15 protein-coding genes and 3 pseudogenes are annotated in these 17,819 nt (G+C 69.6%); 7 read left to right on the forward strand and 11 right to left on the reverse strand.

The genetic code is table 11. The features are described 5' to 3' along the window. Positions 1-96: 96 nt before the first annotated feature. Both ACIP9H_RS34750 and ACIP9H_RS34755 read left to right on the forward strand, forming a co-directional pair. A pseudogene (locus tag ACIP9H_RS34750) lies at positions 97-1,170 on the forward strand (glutathione-independent formaldehyde dehydrogenase); the annotation flags it as partial. Between the two features lie 253 nt (positions 1,171-1,423). Further along, the gene (locus ACIP9H_RS34755) at positions 1,424-3,598 is read left to right on the forward strand and encodes an FUSC family protein (protein WP_401963127.1); all 2,175 of its coding nucleotides are present in this window, start codon (positions 1,424-1,426) and stop codon (positions 3,596-3,598) included. Here ACIP9H_RS34755 and ACIP9H_RS34760 read toward each other — a convergent pair. Continuing rightward, positions 3,572-4,111, reverse strand: coding sequence for a phosphate-starvation-inducible PsiE family protein (locus tag ACIP9H_RS34760; RefSeq protein ID WP_401597369.1), 540 nt, complete (start codon positions 4,109-4,111; stop codon positions 3,572-3,574). The genes ACIP9H_RS34755 and ACIP9H_RS34760 overlap by 27 nt on opposite strands. Positions 4,112-5,137: 1,026 nt before the next feature. Here ACIP9H_RS34760 and ACIP9H_RS34765 point away from each other — a divergent pair. The 3 genes from ACIP9H_RS34765 (at position 5,138) to ACIP9H_RS34775 (ending at position 8,609) form a co-directional block, all read left to right on the forward strand. Next, on the forward strand, positions 5,138-7,462 hold the full coding sequence (locus tag ACIP9H_RS34765) for a SpoIIE family protein phosphatase (RefSeq protein ID WP_401597303.1): 2,325 nt from the start codon (positions 5,138-5,140) through the stop codon (positions 7,460-7,462). Between the two features lie 521 nt (positions 7,463-7,983). Further along, entirely contained in the window at positions 7,984-8,151 is a 168-nt protein-coding gene (locus ACIP9H_RS34770) for a hydrophobic protein (protein ID WP_319660878.1), read from the forward strand. Positions 8,152-8,423: 272 nt separating this feature from the next. After that, a complete protein-coding gene (locus ACIP9H_RS34775; RefSeq protein ID WP_401597307.1) occupies positions 8,424-8,609 on the forward strand; it encodes a CsbD family protein in 186 nt (61 codons plus the stop codon). 352 nt (positions 8,610-8,961) lie between these two features. On the opposite strand, the pseudogene ACIP9H_RS34780 reads toward ACIP9H_RS34775, so the two are convergent. The 4 genes and pseudogenes from ACIP9H_RS34780 to ACIP9H_RS34795 all read right to left on the reverse strand — a co-directional run. Then, positions 8,962-9,410 (reverse strand): annotated as a pseudogene (locus ACIP9H_RS34780) (sigma-70 family RNA polymerase sigma factor); the annotation flags it as partial. A gap of 35 nt (positions 9,411-9,445) precedes the next feature. Beyond that, entirely contained in the window at positions 9,446-9,814 is a 369-nt protein-coding gene (locus ACIP9H_RS34785) for a DoxX family protein (protein ID WP_401597309.1), read from the reverse strand. 321 nt (positions 9,815-10,135) lie between these two features. Next, on the reverse strand, positions 10,136-10,903 hold the full coding sequence (locus ACIP9H_RS34790; RefSeq protein ID WP_401597312.1) for an SDR family NAD(P)-dependent oxidoreductase: 768 nt from the start codon (positions 10,901-10,903) through the stop codon (positions 10,136-10,138). A gap of 148 nt (positions 10,904-11,051) precedes the next feature. Further along, positions 11,052-11,666 (reverse strand): ester cyclase, encoded by a 615-nt coding sequence (locus tag ACIP9H_RS34795; RefSeq protein ID WP_401597315.1) that lies wholly within the window; start codon positions 11,664-11,666, stop codon positions 11,052-11,054. Between the two features lie 419 nt (positions 11,667-12,085). Between ACIP9H_RS34795 and ACIP9H_RS34800 the strand changes: the two genes are divergently transcribed. Continuing rightward, the gene (locus ACIP9H_RS34800) at positions 12,086-12,703 is read left to right on the forward strand and encodes a TetR/AcrR family transcriptional regulator (RefSeq protein WP_401597318.1); all 618 of its coding nucleotides are present in this window, start codon (positions 12,086-12,088) and stop codon (positions 12,701-12,703) included. A 73-nt stretch (positions 12,704-12,776) separates the two neighbouring features. On the opposite strand, the gene ACIP9H_RS34805 is transcribed toward ACIP9H_RS34800, so the two are convergent. The 6 genes and pseudogenes from ACIP9H_RS34805 to ACIP9H_RS34830 form a co-directional block, all read right to left on the reverse strand. Further along, positions 12,777-13,022 carry a hypothetical protein gene (locus tag ACIP9H_RS34805; RefSeq protein ID WP_401597320.1) on the reverse strand — a complete coding sequence of 82 codons (246 nt, stop codon included), beginning with the start codon at positions 13,020-13,022 and terminating at the stop codon, positions 12,777-12,779. A 33-nt stretch (positions 13,023-13,055) separates the two neighbouring features. Beyond that, entirely contained in the window at positions 13,056-13,487 is a 432-nt protein-coding gene (locus ACIP9H_RS34810) for a hypothetical protein (protein ID WP_401597323.1), read from the reverse strand. A 430-nt stretch (positions 13,488-13,917) separates the two neighbouring features. After that, positions 13,918-15,006: an alkene reductase gene (locus ACIP9H_RS34815; RefSeq protein WP_401597326.1), complete on the reverse strand. Its 1,089-nt coding sequence runs from the start codon at positions 15,004-15,006 to the stop codon at positions 13,918-13,920. A 63-nt stretch (positions 15,007-15,069) separates the two neighbouring features. Continuing rightward, the gene (locus tag ACIP9H_RS34820) at positions 15,070-15,234 is read right to left on the reverse strand and encodes a hypothetical protein (RefSeq protein ID WP_401963133.1); all 165 of its coding nucleotides are present in this window, start codon (positions 15,232-15,234) and stop codon (positions 15,070-15,072) included. 182 nt (positions 15,235-15,416) lie between these two features. After that, positions 15,417-15,629, reverse strand: a pseudogene (locus tag ACIP9H_RS34825) (NAD(P)-binding domain-containing protein); the annotation flags it as partial. Positions 15,630-15,649: 20 nt separating this feature from the next. Further along, positions 15,650-16,660 (reverse strand): zinc-binding dehydrogenase, encoded by a 1,011-nt coding sequence (locus ACIP9H_RS34830; RefSeq protein ID WP_401597332.1) that lies wholly within the window; start codon positions 16,658-16,660, stop codon positions 15,650-15,652. A 103-nt stretch (positions 16,661-16,763) separates the two neighbouring features. Here ACIP9H_RS34830 and ACIP9H_RS34835 point away from each other — a divergent pair, with 103 nt between their 5' ends. Beyond that, positions 16,764-17,372: a TetR/AcrR family transcriptional regulator gene (locus ACIP9H_RS34835; protein WP_401963068.1), complete on the forward strand. Its 609-nt coding sequence runs from the start codon at positions 16,764-16,766 to the stop codon at positions 17,370-17,372. The last annotated feature ends 447 nt before the right edge of the window (positions 17,373-17,819 follow it).

The raw sequence follows: 17,819 nt of genomic DNA on the forward strand, positions 1-17,819 counted from the left end.
CGCCGACCAGGCAGCGGCCGAACCGGTGAACCTGAAATCACGTCAACCCGCCCTGACCAGCTAGTCAGCCACTCCCGCACAGCGGGGGAACCTCATACCAACATCTGCGGTTCGGACCTGCACATGTACGAAGGCCGCACCTCGTTCGAATCCGGCCGCACCCTGGGACACGAGAACATGGGCCAGGTCGTGGAGGTCGGCTCGGCCGTCCGCAAGGTCCAGGTCGGCCAGTACGTGGTCCTGCCCTTCAACATCGCTTGCGGCTTCTGCAAGCAGTGCGAGCGGGGTCTGACCAACTACTGCCTGACCATGCAGCCGGAACCGGCCCTCGCCGGAGCCGCCTACGGATTCGCCGACATGGGCCCCTACCAGGGCGGCCAGGCGGAACTGCTGCGCGTACCCTACGGCGACTTCAACGCGCTGCGTCTGGGCGAGGACGCCGCCGACCGGCAGACCGACTACGTGATGCTCGCCGACATCTTCCCCACCGGCTATCACGCCACCGAGATGGCCCACGTCAAACCCGGCGACCAGACCATCGTCTTCGGAGCCGGTCCCGTCGGGCTGATGGCGGCCTACTCGGCCCTCCTCAAGGGCGCCGGCCGCGTCTGGGTGGCCGACCACCAGCCCGACCGGCTGCGCAAGGCGGAGGAGATCGGGGCCATCCCGATCAACACCGCCGAGCAGAAGCCGGCGGAGGTCGTCAAGGACGCCACCCTCGGTCTGGGCGCCGACAACGGCTGTGAGTGCGTCGGCTACCAGGCACACGACCCCAAGGGCCACGAGGACGCCAGCCTCACCGTCAACGCACTGATCGACTCGGTCAGGTTCACCGGCGACATCGGCGTGGTGGGCGTGTTCCTGCCCCAGGACCCCGGCGGCGCCGAGGCCCAAGGGGAGCTGGAGGCGCAGGGCAAAGTCCCGATCGACTTCGGCCTGATGTGGTTCAAGGGTCAGCACATGGGCACCGGACAGGCGCCGGTGAAGAGGTACAACCGGGCGCTGCGGGATCTGATCGCCGGCGGGAAGGCAAAGCCGAGCTTCGTCGTCTCCCACGAACTCAGCCTCGATGAGGCCCCCACCGCCTACCAGCACTTCGACGCCCGTGACGAGGGCTGGACCAAGGTGGTCCTGCATCCGAACGGACACGGGAACGGCCACAAGCGGTAGGTGTCCCGGGCGGTAAGTATTCCGAGCCGCCGTCCCACCAGTTCCTCCGGCCGGGGCCGGGACACATCGCCCGCGCTCCGGCCCGGTAGGACGGACAGCGGACGCTCAGGTGTCCGCAGTGGCCGCACCCCGAGCTGGCGGCTGCGGCCGCCAGCCCTTTCACGGAGCTTGGGAGGCTTCCTTGCCCGACGGCTGCCGCACCTCGAACGGGCCCGAGGCGACCCGGCAGGACAGTCCGGCCAAGCTCGCACCCGTGACGTGGCTGCGCGCCCTCTGGGAGGTCGTGCGGTCCGGGCTCACGATCGAGGAGACACGGCTGGAACCCCTCCTCGCGCTGCGTACGGCAGTCGGGGTGGCGATCGTCCTCGGGCCGACCCTGTGGCTGGTCTCCCCCGCGTACGCCGCGTCCGCAGCCCTCGGCGCCTACTCCGCGGGTGCGGCCACATTCCAGCGCACCTGGCGTCCACGCAAGGTGATCGCGCTCGGCGCGGGCGCGGGTCTGGCGCTCAGCACCTTCGTGGGCTACCTGGCGGCGGGGCGGCTCGTGACGTACCTCCCACTGCTGGCCGTATGGGCCTTTCTCGCCGGGATGGCGTGGGCCGTCGGATCGACCGCCGGGATCGTCGCAGCGACGACCGTAGGCAGCATGCTGGTGACCGTCACCCTGCCCACGAGCGCCGGGCGAGCCCTGGAGCACGCCGGGATCATCGCGCTCGGCGGTGTGGCGCAGGCCGTGCTGATCTGGCTGTTCCCGATCCGCCGTTGGGGAGCGCATCGAGACGCGCTCGCCGACGCCCTGGCCGCCGTGGCGGACTACGCCCGCCGGCTGCGGCACGACCCGACCGCCCCCTTCGACCCGGAGCCATTGATGACAGCCCGGGACGCGGCCGCCGTGACGCCGTCACAGGCCCGCACCCGCCCTGCCGTCCTCCACGGCCCCCGGGGCCTGGCCGAACGCATTCGGCCGGTCGTCGCCGCGCTCGCCGACCCCGACGTCGGCGCCCCGGCGGAGGGACCCGGGCGGGACCGCGCGCGGGAGTTGCTCGACGCGGCCGCCGACGTCCTGGACGCGGCCGCCCGTACGATCCGCCGCGGCACCCCCGCACAGGTGCCGCCCCAGACCGCGGAGATCCTGCACCTCGACGACGAGCACGAGGTGCTGGAGGGGCCCGCCCGGCAAGCCGCCGAGCAGCTCGTGGAACTGCTCGGCGAGGCGATGGAGATCGCCGGGAGCGGTGGCGCGCGCGGGAAGACGCCCACGCCACCCGGCCCCGCGAGCGCCCAGTTTCTGGTGCGCCCGACCATGTTCCGTCTGCTCCCAGTCGTCGTCCGGGCCGCCCGCAGCGAACTCCGCCTCGACTCGCCCGTGCTCCGGCACGCCCTCCGTCTGGCGGCGGTGGCCACGCTCGGCTATCTGATCGCCATCCGGCTACCGCTGAACCACGGCTACTGGGCGCCCATCGCCTCGGTGATGGTGATGCGGCCGGACTTCCACCGGACGTACGCGCGTGCGGTGGCCCGTCTTGCCGGGACCCTGGCAGGAGTCGCGCTCGCCACCGCGATGGTGCGCACCGTGGGCCCGGACGCCCACGTGTTCGGTGCGCTTGCGGTGGTCTCGGCGGGCCTGTCGTACACGCTGATCCGTACGGGCTACGCCTACTCCCAGTGCTTCACCGCCGCGTACGTCGTCTTCCTGCTCGGCATGGGCGGCCAGGCATGGGAGCAGACGGTCCCGGAGCGGGTGGTGCTCACCCTGATCGGCGGGGCCCTGGCCATGCTGGCGTATGTGGTGTTCCCCGCATGGGAGACGCCCCGGCTGCCGGGCCGACTCGCGGACTGGCTCGCCGCCAATGGCCGCTACGCGGCCGCGGTGCTGCGCAGCTACGCCGAACCGACCCGGGAACATCGCGCCGACCTGCGCAGGGCACTGCTGGCGAGCAGGCAGGCACGAGCCGCCTGGCAGGGGGCCTACGACCGGGCACGGCAGGAACCGCTTCGCCCCAGGGGCCTGACGTCGCGCGAGGCGGAGGAAGCACAAAAGGCGCTCAAGGGTTTCGGCCGGGCGGCGATGCTCATGGAGAGCCACGTCCCACGGGCCGACGGCCGCTCCTTCCCCGAGGCAGAGCGGCTCGCCGCCGCCCTGGAGGCGGACACCGCGCAGGCAGCAGACGACGTGCGCGAGCACAAAACCCCGGACTGGCGGCGGGTGGAAGAAGCGCTCCACGAGTGGGAAAACGCCGCCGAGGACCGGAGCCCGGTGGTGCTGCGCGGGGCGGAACTGCAGAAACGGGCCCTGGAGGACCTCACGACGGCCGTCAGCCGCACACCCCTGGAACGGGACATCGGCTCTGCACGTGAGGAGCAGCGGGTACGGGCGGCCGCGGCGGCAGGAGGTGACGGATCAGGACCCGCTCACCGGAGCGGGTGACGGCGCCGGCGACGGGCGGCGCCGCGCCTCTGGAAGCGGAAAGTAGTCTCCCGGCCGCGTCGAACGCCGCCACACATACGCCGCCGTCGCCATCACGAGGATCAACCCCGCCAGGATGAGCAGTTCGATCCCCTCGACGTTCCACCGGAAGGACCTCTCCGCCTCGGCCGTCACGATGAGGACCTTGCGAATGCCGGCGATCAGGCCGACGACGAGAAACGGCTCCGCATCGAGGGTCTGGTTCCTGATGGTGAGACGGACGGTATGAAGCAGTTCAGCCACGATGAACAGCACAAGGCCGTTGTCCAGGGCGGACAGAACAACCGCATCCTCGCGGTACGGCCCCTGGATCGATGTGATGACGTCATGGACGACCCCGACAGTCAAAAGCCCCGCGAGCAGCACGAGGAGCGCCGCGACGACGAGATGGATGCCGTCCTCGATGAGCTGCAGCAGACCCTGTACCCGGCCGCCACCCTCGACCTTCGGGAGAATAAGTCGCACAGTCAGCATGCTAGGTGTGCCCCGGCCCGCGGGCGCGGCATGCAGCCGAACGGGTAGACGGGCGGGGTGGCCGAGCCGATCCCTCCCTGTAGTGACAGCCCGGGGGCAGGCCCTGGTCCAGGGCGGACCGGCTCCTCGGGTGGCGTAGACGCGCTCGACGCGCAGGGTCTGTGATTCATGGATCGCGCGGGTGGTGTCGTTGACCAGGCGCATGCCCTGTCACGTTCGAGGCTCGGTCGGCGGCCAAGCAGGAGGAACGGCTGTCCAACGGGTGTCCACGGCCCCGGCGCCCGTGGCGTGTTGGAACGCGGTCGGGGCAGGTCGGGCGCACCCGCGTCGGAGCAGGCGACGTTCCGGCATCGGGTATCGCGCGTACTTCCCGATCCTGACACCGGTGATCCCCGTGCAGCCCGCTGCCCGCGTCCATCCGCCTGGTCCAGGACACCACCGACGTCGACGCCTGCAGCGCCGCACCGGCGGCCCAAGCAGCGCCGGGTGCGCATCGCCGTCGAGAAGCAGGGCCAGCGGTGGACGGTCAAGGCCGACATCCTCACCGCGGGACGGGATCGCACCATCCTCGACAGCACCTGCGACACAACCCGCGGGCCGTTTTCCGTCCCATCCGCCCCCGCCGGATGCGCCCCGGCTCCGTGGCCGAACCGGTCTCCTTCGTGCTCTACGACGTGAAGAGCGGGTCAGACGTGGGCGCCAGCTGCGTGGTTGAACAAGAACAGCGCGGTCGCCGTGCACCTTGCGATCGTGGCCCGAGGCCAAGAGCGGTCGGTGCGTGTGGTCGGCGTCTCGCGGGTCGAACCCCAAGGCAGCGTCCGGGCGGCAGTGCCTGCACGCCGGCGTGCGTACCGCGTCTGTGGAGGAGGGGAGGGCGGCTTTCGCGGCATCCTCCGCAATAGGTAGATCAGCCCGCCGCTACAGCTTGAAGCGCCCGGGTCGGGTTGCCGGGGGGCCGCCACGCGCTTGAACTGGTGAAGGAGTGCACTGCGCACACCGGGGGTGGATGAGCGGGAGGTGTTTTCGATGCCCGACCGCGACGTGCTCATGATGATCGCCGAGGACGGGCGGGTGATCGAGTGGCAGCGCCTTGCGGAGGAGTTGTTCGGATGGTCCGCCGAGGAAGCCGTAGGCCAGTCCGTCGTCGCGCTGATGCGTGAGATCGGCACTGACCGCGGGCGCCGAGGCAGCATCTTTGATGGGGCCCCGGTGCTGGTCAGACCAATACTGAACGGCACTTCCGTTGTTTGGCAGGTACGCGCTGCAGCGAACGCCGTCTCACAGCAGGACGTGGCGGTCTTGAAGGCCATGTTCACCCAGTCCCCGGTGGGGATCTACGTCCTGGACAACCAACTGCGCGTGGTCCGAATGAACACCGGCACCCGCTGGCTGCGCGACACGCCAGTGGCGGACCTGATCGGCAAGCCGTTCACCGAGGCATTCGAACTCGAAGACCCTGAGCAAGAGCTCGCGGTGGCTCACAGGGTCATGGACAGCGGAGTGCCGGTACTGAACCGGCTCGTCCGGACCGCCGAAGCACCTGGCCAGCACAGACGCCGCATCTACTCCGTCTCCTTCGCCCGCCTGGAGGGCGGCCGTGGGGACGTGCTCGGTCTGGTGGCGTCAGCGATTGACGTTACCGAGCGTGAGAACGCGCTGAAACGGCTGGTCCTCCTGGACACCGTCCGCACATGCGTGGGGCGCCGGCTGGACGTGCTGGCTGTGTGCCGAGAACTGGTGGACGCAGTAGTGCCTGCCTTCACCGGCATCGCCGTCGTCGAAGTCATCGAAGACGTCGTCCGCGGCGAGGACCCTCCGCTGGTCCCCGTCGACCACAACGTTCCCCTGCACCGAACAGCCTTCCGAGGAGGACGGACCCCGGCCTACCGGTCGGGAGACGTGCGCCCGCTGCCATCCGGCACCCCCTTCTCGCACGTACTTTCCGACCTCCGCCCACGCCTGGTCCCGATCGACGCCGACACCGCATGGCTCGCCGCCGACCCAGCCCTGGCGGACTCCATCAAACGGTCCGATGCCCACTGTTTGATCGTGGCACCGCTGGCATTGCGTGGTCATGCTCTGGGGGTCGTCAGCTTCTACCGCCACCAGCACGAAGATCCCTTCGAGGAGGAGGACCTCCAGCTTGCGTCCGACGTGTGCGCGCACGCCGCTCTGTGCATCGACAACGCCCGTCGGTACACCCGTGAGCGGACCATCGCAGCCACTCTGCAGCGCAGGCTTCTCCCCCAGCGCCCAGCCACACCAAGCTCCGTAGAAGTCTGCCAACTGCACTTTCCAGGGCCGGAAGGTGGCGGCGTATGGTTCGACGCGATCGCGTTGCCCGGCGCACGGACCGCGCTGGTCGTCGGCGACGTCGCCGGGCGAGGCGTCGCCGCTGCGGTCACGATGGGGCTGCTCCGGACGGCGCTCCACTCAATTGCCGCGCTGGACCTGGGGCCCGACGAGCTACTGGCCCGATTGAGCGACACCGCGACCCGTCTCGCAGCCGAACGTGCCGCGTTGCCGCCCAGCGATCCTCTGCACCACGAGTCGCTCACTGCCGGCTGCGCCATCGCGATCTACGACCCCGTCACTCTCACCTGCGCCCTCGCCCGTGCCGGTCTCCCGGAGCCAGTAGCCGTCTTCCCCGACGGCACTTCGTCCACCTTGACCGTGCCTCCAGGTCCCTTGCTCGCCGGAACGGGCAACGCCCCGTTTCCCGCGACCACGGTCAGCCTCCCCGAAGGCACCACCTTGGCCATGGCCACCGCGCCACTCGCAAGCGAGGTCCTGACGGGGCCACTGCGCCCGCTCCTGGACCGCGGCAACGAACGGAGTCTGCCCGAACTGCGAGACGACATCACACATGCGCTCACACACGGCCACCAGACCGACGAAAGACTGATGCTGCTCGCGCGCACGAAAGCGCTGCCCCCAGATCAGGTGCTGGTCCTCCCCCTGCCGCCGTATCCCGAGGCCGCCCCGCTCGCCCGTGCGGCAGCTCGGCGCCAACTTCATGCCTGGGGCGTGGACGAAAACATTGCGTTCACCAATGAGCTCATCGTCAGCGAACTCGTCGGCAACGCGGTCCGCTACGGCGCCCCACCACTGCAGCTACGGCTGATCCTTGACGAGATGCTGACCAGCGAGGTCAGCGATGCCTCGACCTGCGCTCCACACGTGAAACACGCCCGCACCATCGACGAGACCGGCCGAGGTCTGTTCATCGTCGCCACCCTCGCGGACCAATGGGGTACCCGATATGGGGATCAGGGAAAAAGCGTATGGGCAGAGCAGTCAAAAAGGAGGGCCACAAACCCTGCACCTCGGCTGTCACCTGCGGCTTCCTAGCTGCAAGACGCGTACAAAATCTACAGAAACCGGACTTGCCTGGGGCCCAGGAAGTTTCGGGCACCCGGCTGCCGTCCTGGCGCGGAAATCTACCGCATCGTCTGCTGGACCGACCGGCATCGCCAGCAACACCGCGGGGGTCAACCAGGATTGACGATCACCATGTCAACGTCTGCCATGGGAATCTCAAGACCACGGCTGTCGGAGATGAGACCAACATGCACGGAAATCCCCCGAGGAGCACTGACGGCGCAGAACGGTGGGTCCGGAAGGGCGTATGCAGTAGCAGTCACCCCACTGTTGCAGGGCGGCAAGGACGACGAGCAGTTCCCCACCGGCTGGGGTGAGGTGGCAACTGTCCCGGCTTCTGCTGCCCGCCCATGCCCGCCGCCCCGAGCCGGCCCCTGGCGCACTGACACACGACGACACCCGTCGGGCCACCGACCACACCGATGCCTGCTCCGCCGTTCGCGCGTAGCGGCCGGCTTGCGGGGCAGACGCGAGGTCAGGAGGTTGACGACATGGTTCCTTTGCTGCTTGTCCTGCTGCTCGCCCTGGTCCTGTTCGGCGCCGGGTTCGCCCTCAAGGCGCTGTGGTGGATCGCCATCATCGTGTTGGTGGTATGGGCGCTCGGGTTCGTCTTCCGAGCGGCCGAAGGCGGCGGACGCCGCCGCTGGTACCGATGGTGACCTGACACCATCCCAGACCAAGGGTGGGGTTCGTGCCGCCGACCAAGCCGCGAACCCCACCCTTTGCACTACCCCCGCTGGGACCGGGGTAGACGAGCGGCAAGCGGCTCGCCGGCCGCGCACCGGGAACCAACGCGGAACCTCCCCGGCGAGCCGCCGCCCGTGCATTCGGCACAGCGCACGGGATCGTCCGCCTGGCACGTTTGCAGAAATGCCCGGCGGTCAGACGACACAACAACGCTCCGACGTCAACGCCACGAAAGGTGCACGGTATGACTGCCAACGAGAAGGCCAAGGCGAAGACCGAGCAGGCCGTCGGCAAGGCCAAGGAAGCCGCCGGCAAGGCTGTGGGCAATGACCGCCTGACCGCCAAGGGCCGCGCCGAGCAGGCCAAGGGCGACGCCCGCGAGGCCAAGGAGAAGCTCAAGGACGTCGGCCAGGACATCACCCGCCCCTGACCCAGCACCAATGGGCACATGCGTGTGGGGCCGCCCCTAAGGGGCGGCCCCACACGCATGTCCGCGGCACTGATCCAGAACGTGCCGACAGCAGCGCCGGGGAGCGCGGCGCTGCTGTCGGCACGCCAGACCGGTCGGCCCGTCCTACGCTGTCAGGCGTCCGTTGCGGCGCCTCGCCTCATCCCCTCACCCGCACCGAAGTCCCGCCGGTACATCCCAGCGTCCGACTCGATGCACGGCCTCACCGATGTGCGACAGCCCGGGGCCTATCGTGTGCCGTGTCGACCCGGCCGGGATACGGCGGTACAAGCCGCCGGTGGGTCCCCGGCCGGGCCGCTATCTCGGCAACGAATTACGGCAGCGCCAGCACCTGCTCCCTCAGGCGGTCAAGGATCCGGGTCAGGAGCCGGGAGACCTGCATCTGGGACACTCCCAGCCGTTCGCTGATCTGCGCCTGCGTCAATTCGTGGCCGAGCGCAGGGACAGGATGAGCCGGTCCCGTTCCGGCAGCTGCGCGATCAGCGGCTTGACCGCCTCGAGGCCCTCGATCTTCGCGAAGGCGTTGTCGTCGTAGCCCAGCCGGTCCGCCCACCCCGTCCCGCTGTAGCCCTCATCGGTGGGCGGCGCGTCCAAGGACGCCTCGGAGTAGGCATTGGCGGCCGTCATCGCCTCCACCACCTCCTCCTCGCCGATCTCCAGCCGAGCCGCGAGCTCTGCCACCGTCGGCGCCCGGCCCAAATCCGCGGCCAGTGCATCGGTGGCCTTGGCCAGGTCCACCCGCAGCTCCTGCAGACGGCGCGGCCTACATGCTCCGGCCCGGGGGCCGCAGGTCGCACCTACAGTGACGCGGCCAGCGTGATGCCGTTGGCCACGGCCACGAGCAGCAACACGATGGGGGTGATTGCGGCGTTGCGCGTCGCGCTGTCGCTGTACTCGCCCTTCTTTGCATGGAAGCTGATTGCGCCGATGAGTACCGCAACCGTGCCAACCGCAGCCGCGATGCCGAGCGGCTGCCACCAGATGCCGACGATCAGTCCGGCGGCTGCGGCCGCCTCCGCGATTCCGATGAATCGGACCAGGGCGGAGCTGAGCCCCTTCTCGATAAGGCCGTCCGGCACGGCCCCCTTGAGTTGCATCTTGGGGGCGCCGGCGGCGAGGAGGACGAGGGCAAGCAAAACGCTGAGGATGACAGCGGCTATGTACACGACGGTTCCTAGTCAGAAGAGAAAGTAACGATGGGTGGCGTGATGAGTGTTGGGACGGCGGGGCCCGGTGAACTCTGGGCCGACTGGCGTGCCGCTCGGCAGAGGCTGCTCTGCCGGGCCGTTGGGCGCTGGGGAGGGAGGCGGTCAGGTGCGCGGCCTGCGTCGCTTCGTCCGAGCCGCGGGGGCGGAGCGCAGGTGAGTGGACCTTCGATCCCCACGTGCCGCGGTCGGTCGGGATTCGGTCCGGGTTGCGTCTCGGTCGCGATCTTCGGGGTCCCGGTCCCACCCCGGGGAGACGAGGGTGGGACCGGGCGTACTCCGCTACCAGGCGCTCGCGCCGCCGTCGACCGCGTAGTTCGTGCCCGTGATGTACGAGGCGCGGTCGGAAGCGAGGAAGGCGGCCAGCTCGACGATTTCCTCGGGCTGGGCGAAGCGCTTGAGCAGTGTCTTGCTGGTGATCGCGTCCCGCATCGCCTGGTTGTCGCCGAGGTCGCGGTCGCTGGCGGGGGTCAGGACGGGGCCCGGGCTGATCGCCACCGCGCGAATCCCGTGGTCGGCGCCCTCGAGAGCCATCTGCCGCGTCATGCCGATGACCCCGGCGTTCGCCGCGGTGTGCCCGACCATCGGGGGGTTGTGGCCGGCGATCATTCCGGCCATGGACGCGACGTTGATGATGACGCCGCCACCGCGCTGCACCAGGTGCGGCCAGGCGAACTTCGAGACGAAGAAGGGGATGTCGAGTTCCCCGGTGATGGTCGCCCGCCAGTCCTCGACGGGAAAGTGAGGTATGGCGCCGAAGCGCAGGGAGGCGGCGTTGTTGTAGACGACGTCGAGTCCGCCGTAGGCCCCCGCGGCATCCTCGACCAGGTGCCGTACCTGGTCGGGGTCGGTGAGGTCGACCGGCGCGATGCCGGTCATCTCGCCGCCCGCGCGGCGGACGAGTCCGACGGTCTTCTCGTTGGCGTCGGCCCGGATGTCGCATCCGACGACCTTCGCGCCCTCTCTGGCGAACACCTGCGCCGCGACGCGGCCCATACCTACGCCGGTGCCGGTGATCAGCACGACCTTGCCGTCAAGAAGGGATGCCATGGAACGTTCTCCTGCCGAATGGATTGTGCGAGTGGCCTTGCGCCCCGTGCCAGCAGCCCCGGTCCCCGGGCGCCCCGTGTGCACGGTGCGCCCGGGGTGGGTCGGTCACCGGGCCTTGGCAGGGCCCTGCGCCAAAGCGGGCGCCGGTTTACTTGGTGCTGGGGTGGACGGTGCCGGGAGGCGTCTCAGCGCGGAGCTCGTCCAGGAACACTCCGAAGTTCCCCTCCGACCAGTGCTCCACGGACTGGCCGTGTATCACGCGGTCGATGGAGATACCGCTGAGCTGAACCTCGCGGCCGGAGGCCGGAATGCCGAAGACCGTCCCGGTGTGACGGCCTGCGAAACTCCACCGCGTGACGACTTTGTCGCCCTCCACGATCTGGTCCAGGACGGTCATCTTGAAGCCGGTCAGCCCCGCCTTGATGTTGAGATCGCCGTTGATCCAGTCCTCGCGGCTCTCGGGGCCGTTGAATCCGTGGAGCACCAGGTCCTTGGAGATGTAGCGGTCGAATCCGGCGGCCAGGTCGCCGTTGTAGCTGGCGTAGTACGCCGAGGTGACCTGCAGCGGCGACAGGTAGTGGTGGCGGGAGTGGCTGGACGAGCCGGTGTGCGACCCCTGGCTCTGCGCCGCGGCCGGCACGGCCACGGCGGTCAGGGCGACGGCGACGATGCCGGCCGCGGTGCCGATCACCTTGCGGCGTCGCGTGGACGCGGAGGTGGCACCGGAGGTGGATACGGCCTCACGGGTCTTACTGAAGAACACGGGGCACTCCTGAAAGACGTAGTAGTCGGTGCCTGACGGGCGCCGATGTACTTGACGCGTCAATCATGCGTCGATGCTTGACAAGCGTCAAGCACTTCTCATGGTCGGATACGCACTCTCCCGCCCGGGCTGCGGACGGCGTGAAAGACTCGCATCCCGGAAAGCCTCGTGGCCTGCGACGGAGAAGCATGACAACCACCGATTCCCCGGGCCGTACGCCAGGAAATGGCAGACCTGGGGTGCACGACCGGTCCGGAAGCGCACCGGCACCCCGAGGGAATGCGACATTCGCCGCTCGGCAGAGAGCGGCGATCACGATGAGGCCGCGGGGAACCGAACGGAGAGATGCCGGAGTGACGGACGGAACACCAGCACAGGACCCGGAGGAGACGACGCGCGGGAAGTACGCCCCGGTCCGCATGGACGACAGCGAGATCCTCCGGCGGGGCCTCATCGCCTTCGCCGAGTTCGGTTACGCCGCGACCACCATGCGGGAGCTGGCCCGGCGGCTCGAGGTCAGCCACAACTTCATCAACGAGCGTTACGGGTCGAAGGGGAACTTCTGGCGCGCCGTGGTGGACTTCGGGCTGCGGGATACCCAGCCCGCGCTCGACCGGTTGCTCGCACAGTGCCTCGACGACGACGAACGCCTGAGGAACGTCATCGTCGCGCTCTACCGCGTGGCCGCGAACGCCTCGGGTATGAATCGGCTGATCAGCGATGAGTCAACACGCGACTCCGACCGCCTCGACTACCTCCACCAGCGATTCATCAAGCCGTTCTGGGACAGCATCGCACCGCTCGTCGACAGGCTCATGACGTCAGGCCGCATTCCGCGTGTGCCGACGCACATCCTGTACTTCGCCGTCACCGGTCCCGCACTGGCCCTCGCACAAGACCCGATCGCAGAACGGCTGAACCCCGCCGCCGCACCGGCGGCCGAACAGGACAGGAACACCATGGCCGACGCACTCTCAAGCCTCGTCCTCCATGGTCTACTGCTTCCGCGCCCGTGCAGCGAGACGTCGAACGCTTGAAAGACCGCGTCCTACGCGGTGCGGCGGCCGAGTCGTCCACGATGTGTCCGCGGATGGACCAGCGGGGGCCGCTTCAGTCGGCGTCAGGACCGACGGACTCCTCGAGAAGCCCGGCCACCGGTTCATCGGCCCACTCCACGGCCCAGGAGCGCAGCGCGGCAATTGTGGCGTCGTCCAGGCCGTAGGCGGCGAACACCTCGTCGTCGGTCCACTCGGCGCCGGCGAGGTCGGCATGGATGTCTTCGCGTTCGAAGCGGCCGGCGTGTCGGCGGCCGAACTCCTCAAGGTCGGTGGTGGACCCAGCGCTGGGCGGCGACACGTCGATCGGGCAGCCGTGTGCCGTCGTCGCCCGCTACGCCGCCCGCCACGCCGAAAGATTTTTGATGAGTATTTCTGGTGGTGTGTCGGTGCCACGGCGGGGTCCGAAGTTGGAGCCGTTGCTGTTGGCTGATGACGAGCGTGCGGTGTTGGGCCGGTCCTCGGGCTTGGCGTCAGGGTCGTAGAGCAGGCCGAAGGCCAGGTGCTCCACGAGGTCGCCCATTGCGCCGACGGTGTCGGTGGCGGTGGCGTGGTCGCACAGGAACGCCGAATGGGCGTGGGCACCGGCAGCGGCTGGGAGCGTCGCGAAGGCCTGCTCCAGCTCGTACTGCGCGGCCAGGGCTTCGGTGCCCGGGTCGGAGAGGTACCGGATGCACTCGGCGTGCGAGGCGACGACGCGGCGGACCTTGTCGACGAACCCCCACCCCAGGCGCCGGCACCGGGAGACGGACAAAGGACCGGGCACGGCCGAGGGGGAAGGGCGGCCCCGCCCTGAGGGGGCTGTGAGTTCCGCGGGGACGAGACCGCCCCCACCAGGATGCGGCAGCTGGCGAGGGCAAGCCACGGGAGAGGAACGGCAGAGCCCCTGCCATTGACCCATGCAGTCGGCTTGCTCCCCTCCCGGACTGGAAACCCGGCTCGCGGACGCCGGCGCATCCTGGGGTGAGCCGGGGGGCCCGCCGGGAAGGGGAGGTCAGTCGCCGGGGGACGCGAACGGGCCCAGTTTCGTGGCTCGGGACTGGGCCCGCTGCGTTGGAGGTACCCGGCCTGTGATGTTGCCCCTGTTTGCTGTGGTTCGCGGCCAGTGGCGTCCGGGAACCGGTCGGCGCTGCGTTCGGTGTGGGGCAGCAGGAAACCTTCTGCCGCCCCACACACCAGCACTGAACCTTTCTTGCTCAGTTGGCGGTGAAGGCGGGGTAGTCGGTGTAGCCCTCGGCGTGACCGCCGTAGTAGGTGCCCCGGTCGCCGTCGGCCAGCGGGTGGCCCTGCGCGAAGCGCTCGACCAGGTCGGGGTTGGCGATGAAGGGCTCGGCGAAGGAGACCGCATTGACGATCCCGTGGTCGAGGATCTCGTTGCCGAGGGCCTGGGTGAAGCCGAGGTTGGCGACGATGTTGCCCAGGTAGTGGGCGCGGTAGCGGGAGAAGAGGGCGATGCGCTCCTCGATGGTGCCGGGGGTGCCCAGCAGGTGCAGGTAGGCCAGGTTGCTGTCGCTGAGCTTCTTGAACAGCTGGTCGTAGTCGGTGAGTGTCTCCTCGTCCGCGGTGAACGTGGTTCCGTTGGCCCAGCCCGGGGACATCTTCACGCTGACGCGGTCGCTGCCCCACACGTCACTGACGGCGTCGAGGATGTCGAGGAGGAACCGGGCCCGCTTCTCGCTGCTGCCTCCGTAGGCGTCGGTGCGCTGATTGAGACGCGGGTTGAGGAACTGCGGGATCAAGTGGGACTGCTGGGCGTGGATTTCCACGCCGTCGAAGCCGGCGCGGCGGGCGTTCTCGGCCGCATGGCGGTAGTCGGCAATGGTGGCGGCGATCTCGGCGGCGGTGTAGGCGCGCGGGGTGACGGTGTCCTTCGGGCCGGAGGGGGTGAAGGACTTCTCGCCGGGGTTGATGGCCGAGGGTCCGGCGGGCAGGCGGCCGCCGAGGTGGTCGGGGTGCGAGGCCGCGCCGAGGTGACCGAACTGGGAGACGATCCGCCCGCCGGCCTCGTGGACGGCTTCGGTCACCTTCGCCCAGCCGGCGGTCTGGCTGTCGGTGTAGATGCCGGGCGCGTGGATGAAGCCGATCGCGTCGGAGTTGACCCACGTTCCCTCGGTGACGATCAGGCCGGCGCCGGCGCGCTGCGCGTAGAAGGTCGCGTGCAGGTCGGTGGGGGCCAGCTCGGCGTTCTGAGCGCGAGCACGGGTCATGGGGGCCATGACGACGCTGTTGGAAAGCTCCAGCGCGCCGAGACGGACGGGCTGCAGCAGGGGCTGGGTGGTGGTCATGAGCAACTTCCTTGTGCTGAGGGGGGATGAGGAGGAGAAGTCAGGAATGGGCGAGGGCCCGGCTCAGTCCTGTTTGAGGGCGTGGAGGCCCGACAGTGGGCCGCCGAGCTGCATGAGGCGTCCGCCCTCTCGCAGGGAGCCGAGGTCGACGGGGGCGAAGCCGAAGGCGGCGGTGAGGTCCTTGACGGTGGTCTTGGCGTCGGCGTCGTCACCGGCGAGGAACAGCACCTGGCGTCCGGCCTGGTGGCGCGGGTCGGCGGCGATGTACTGGCCAGTGAGGCGACGTGTTCGCTGCCGGTCAGCTCGCCCAGGTCGGCGATCTTCATGGGCGGCGGCGGGGCGGCGAACTGGTTGGTGGCGTCGATGACGATGCGCCCGTCGAAGGGCGGCAGGCCGGCTACCGCGTCCGGGATCTGGGGCCAGCCGACTGCGAGCACGACGAGTTCCGCCGCGGCGGCTTCCTGCGGGGTGCCGGCGTGGGCGAGCGGTCCGAGTTCGCCGGCGAGGCCGGCCAGGGAGGCGGGGCCGCGGCTGTTGCTCAGGACGACCTCGTGGCCGTGGGCCACGGCGTGGCGGGCGATGGCCTGGGCGACGGTTCCAGCGCCCAGGGTTCCAATCTTCATGGCGGTGCCCTTCGTGGGGTTCAGGGTGCGGGGCTGGTGAGCAGGACGGTTCCGCTCCTGCCGGGGCGGCGGACATGGTCGATGGCCTTCGCGAAGTCGGCGAGGTCGTAGCTGGCGGCGACCTCGAAGAGTTCCGGGGCGGTCGCGGCCAGATGGACGGCGAAGGCGACGTCCTCGGCCCGTTCCTCGGGCGTGCGGGCGGCCATCCACTGGAAGACGGACGTGCCCCGCACGGTCAGGCCCCGCGGGGTCAGCGCGAGTGACTCCAGCGGCGTGCTGCCGGAACCGAGCCCTCCGTAGGTGATCAGCGTGCCGCCGTCGGCGAGCAGCCCGGCCAGCTCACCGGACAGGGATCCGCCCACCGCGTCCAGTACGACCTGGGCGCCCCGGCCGCCGGTCGCGTCCTGGACCTGAGTGCGCCAGTCGGCGTCGGCCGTCGAGATGGCCGGCAGTGCGGGGAAGCGCTGCCGCAAGGTCTCCGCCCCGGTGGCGCTGCGCACCAGGTTGACCAGCTCGATGCCGTGCTTGAGTGCTGCGGCGCTGACCAGCTTTCCCACCGACGAGCCGGCGGCGCTCTGCACCACCGGACCGGCCTGGCCGTGCTGGGCGTCCTGGACCGCCTGCAGCAAGGAGAGCAGGGTCAGCGGGTTGGCCAGCATCAAAGCCGCGGTCTCGTCGCTGAGGTCGTCGGGCACCGGCACCACAAGATCGGTCGGCGCCGTGACGAGTTCGCTCCAGGCGCCCGGCACCGGGAAGAACGCCACCCGCCGGCCGGGCCGCAGGTCCTGCACACCCTCGCCGACGGTCTCGATGAGGCCCATTGCCGCCACGCCGGGAATCCGTGGCGTGGCGAACCGCTGCCGCGGCCCACCCGCGAAGCCCGCCACTGCCGCCAGGTCGCCGGGGTGGATCGGCCGGGACAGCACCCGCACCTGCACCTGCCCGGCCTCGGGCGCAGCGGGGGCCGGCTGCTCGCTCAGGCGTAGTACCTGCCCGGCTTCTCCGTGCTGGTCGTAGGCGATGGCGCGCATGGTGCTCCCCTTCCTGAATATTAATGATGGGTGTCATTGAAGCCTCCTGCTACGATGAGGGGCATCATTAAAAAAGTCAAATGAGCAATGCGAGAGGACGGCCATGCCACGGATCACCAAGGAGGACAAGGCCCGCAACCGGCAGAACATCCTCGAAGCGGCGAGCCGCATGTTCCGCTCGCAGGGCATCGACGCGGTCGGCATCGCCGAATTGATGAAGGAAGCCGGACTCACCCACGGCGGCTTCTACAACCACTTCGCCTCCAAGAACGACCTGGCTGTGGAGGTGTGCAGCGCCTCCTACGCCGCCTCGCTCGCCGGCCTGGCCCGGACGATCGAGGACGGTCCGGGCCAAGGCGGCTCTCCGCTGGAGCGGGTCATGGCCGACTACCTGTCCACCGCGCACCGTGACGCCCCGGACGGCGGCTGCCCGTCCGCCTCCCTGGCCACCGACGCCGGACGGCACAGCGAAGCCGTGCAGAGCGCGTACGCCCAAGGCGTCGAGGGTTACCTCACCGGCTTCGCCGCCGAGTTCCTGCGCGAAGCCGAGGACAAGGGCCACGAGCTCGACCCGGCCGAGGCCCGCCACAGGGCCGTCCGTCTGCTCAGCGAAATGGTCGGCGCGCTGATGCTCGCCCGCGCCGTACGCCACGTCGAGCCCGAACTCTCCGACGAGATCCTGCAGACCGGCCGCAACTACGCCGTCGACTGATGCGATTCAGGGCCGCCGCGGGATCGTGGGGCCGAGGCGTTCGCGACAGACGGCCCGGCCCCCACAGGCGGAGGCGCAGGCGTTGTGCAACGGCCCGAGAGCAATGAGCTGGGCATTGTGAACCCCACGGGCGGCCCGCGCCGCTTAGCGCCCCGCACCCGAGCCGAGGGCGGCGTCCCCAAGGTCGTGCGCCCTCGGGGGTGCTTCCCCATCACGTTGCTCACCGAGCTGCTGAACGACGAAACCAGACGGCGAGCGCGCCATCGTCATCGGTCTGCGAGGCATCTCCGCCCTCGGATCGGGCAGGCCCACGCCGCCTGAAACGTCTGCTCGACGGGATGGGCGGTGGTCCACGAAGTCGAGCCCGGACGGCGGGCTCGGATTCTGGGCGCGCTCACGGGGCGGCCGTCGCGGTTCATGCAGCGCGTGAGCTGGCCTGCGGGAAAC

The organism is Streptomyces sp. NPDC088732 (assembly GCF_044751205.1).
Classification (GTDB): domain Bacteria; phylum Actinomycetota; class Actinomycetes; order Streptomycetales; family Streptomycetaceae; genus Actinacidiphila.

Bases quoted from the DNA above. Each gene is read 5' to 3' on its own strand.
- ACIP9H_RS34760 (WP_401597369.1), bottom strand. From the start codon at position 4,111: ATGCTGACTGTGCGACTTATTCTCCCGAAGGTCGAGGGTGGCGGCCGG.
- ACIP9H_RS34765 (WP_401597303.1), top strand. From the start codon at position 5,138: ATGCCCGACCGCGACGTGCTCATGATGATCGCCGAGGACGGGCGGGTG.
- ACIP9H_RS34770 (WP_319660878.1), top strand. From the start codon at position 7,984: ATGGTTCCTTTGCTGCTTGTCCTGCTGCTCGCCCTGGTCCTGTTCGGC.
- ACIP9H_RS34775 (WP_401597307.1), top strand. From the start codon at position 8,424: ATGACTGCCAACGAGAAGGCCAAGGCGAAGACCGAGCAGGCCGTCGGC.
- ACIP9H_RS34790 (WP_401597312.1), bottom strand. From the start codon at position 10,903: ATGGCATCCCTTCTTGACGGCAAGGTCGTGCTGATCACCGGCACCGGC.
- ACIP9H_RS34800 (WP_401597318.1), top strand. From the start codon at position 12,086: ATGGACGACAGCGAGATCCTCCGGCGGGGCCTCATCGCCTTCGCCGAG.
- ACIP9H_RS34815 (WP_401597326.1), bottom strand. From the start codon at position 15,006: ATGACCACCACCCAGCCCCTGCTGCAGCCCGTCCGTCTCGGCGCGCTG.
- ACIP9H_RS34830 (WP_401597332.1), bottom strand. From the start codon at position 16,660: ATGCGCGCCATCGCCTACGACCAGCACGGAGAAGCCGGGCAGGTACTA.
- ACIP9H_RS34835 (WP_401963068.1), top strand. From the start codon at position 16,764: ATGCCACGGATCACCAAGGAGGACAAGGCCCGCAACCGGCAGAACATC.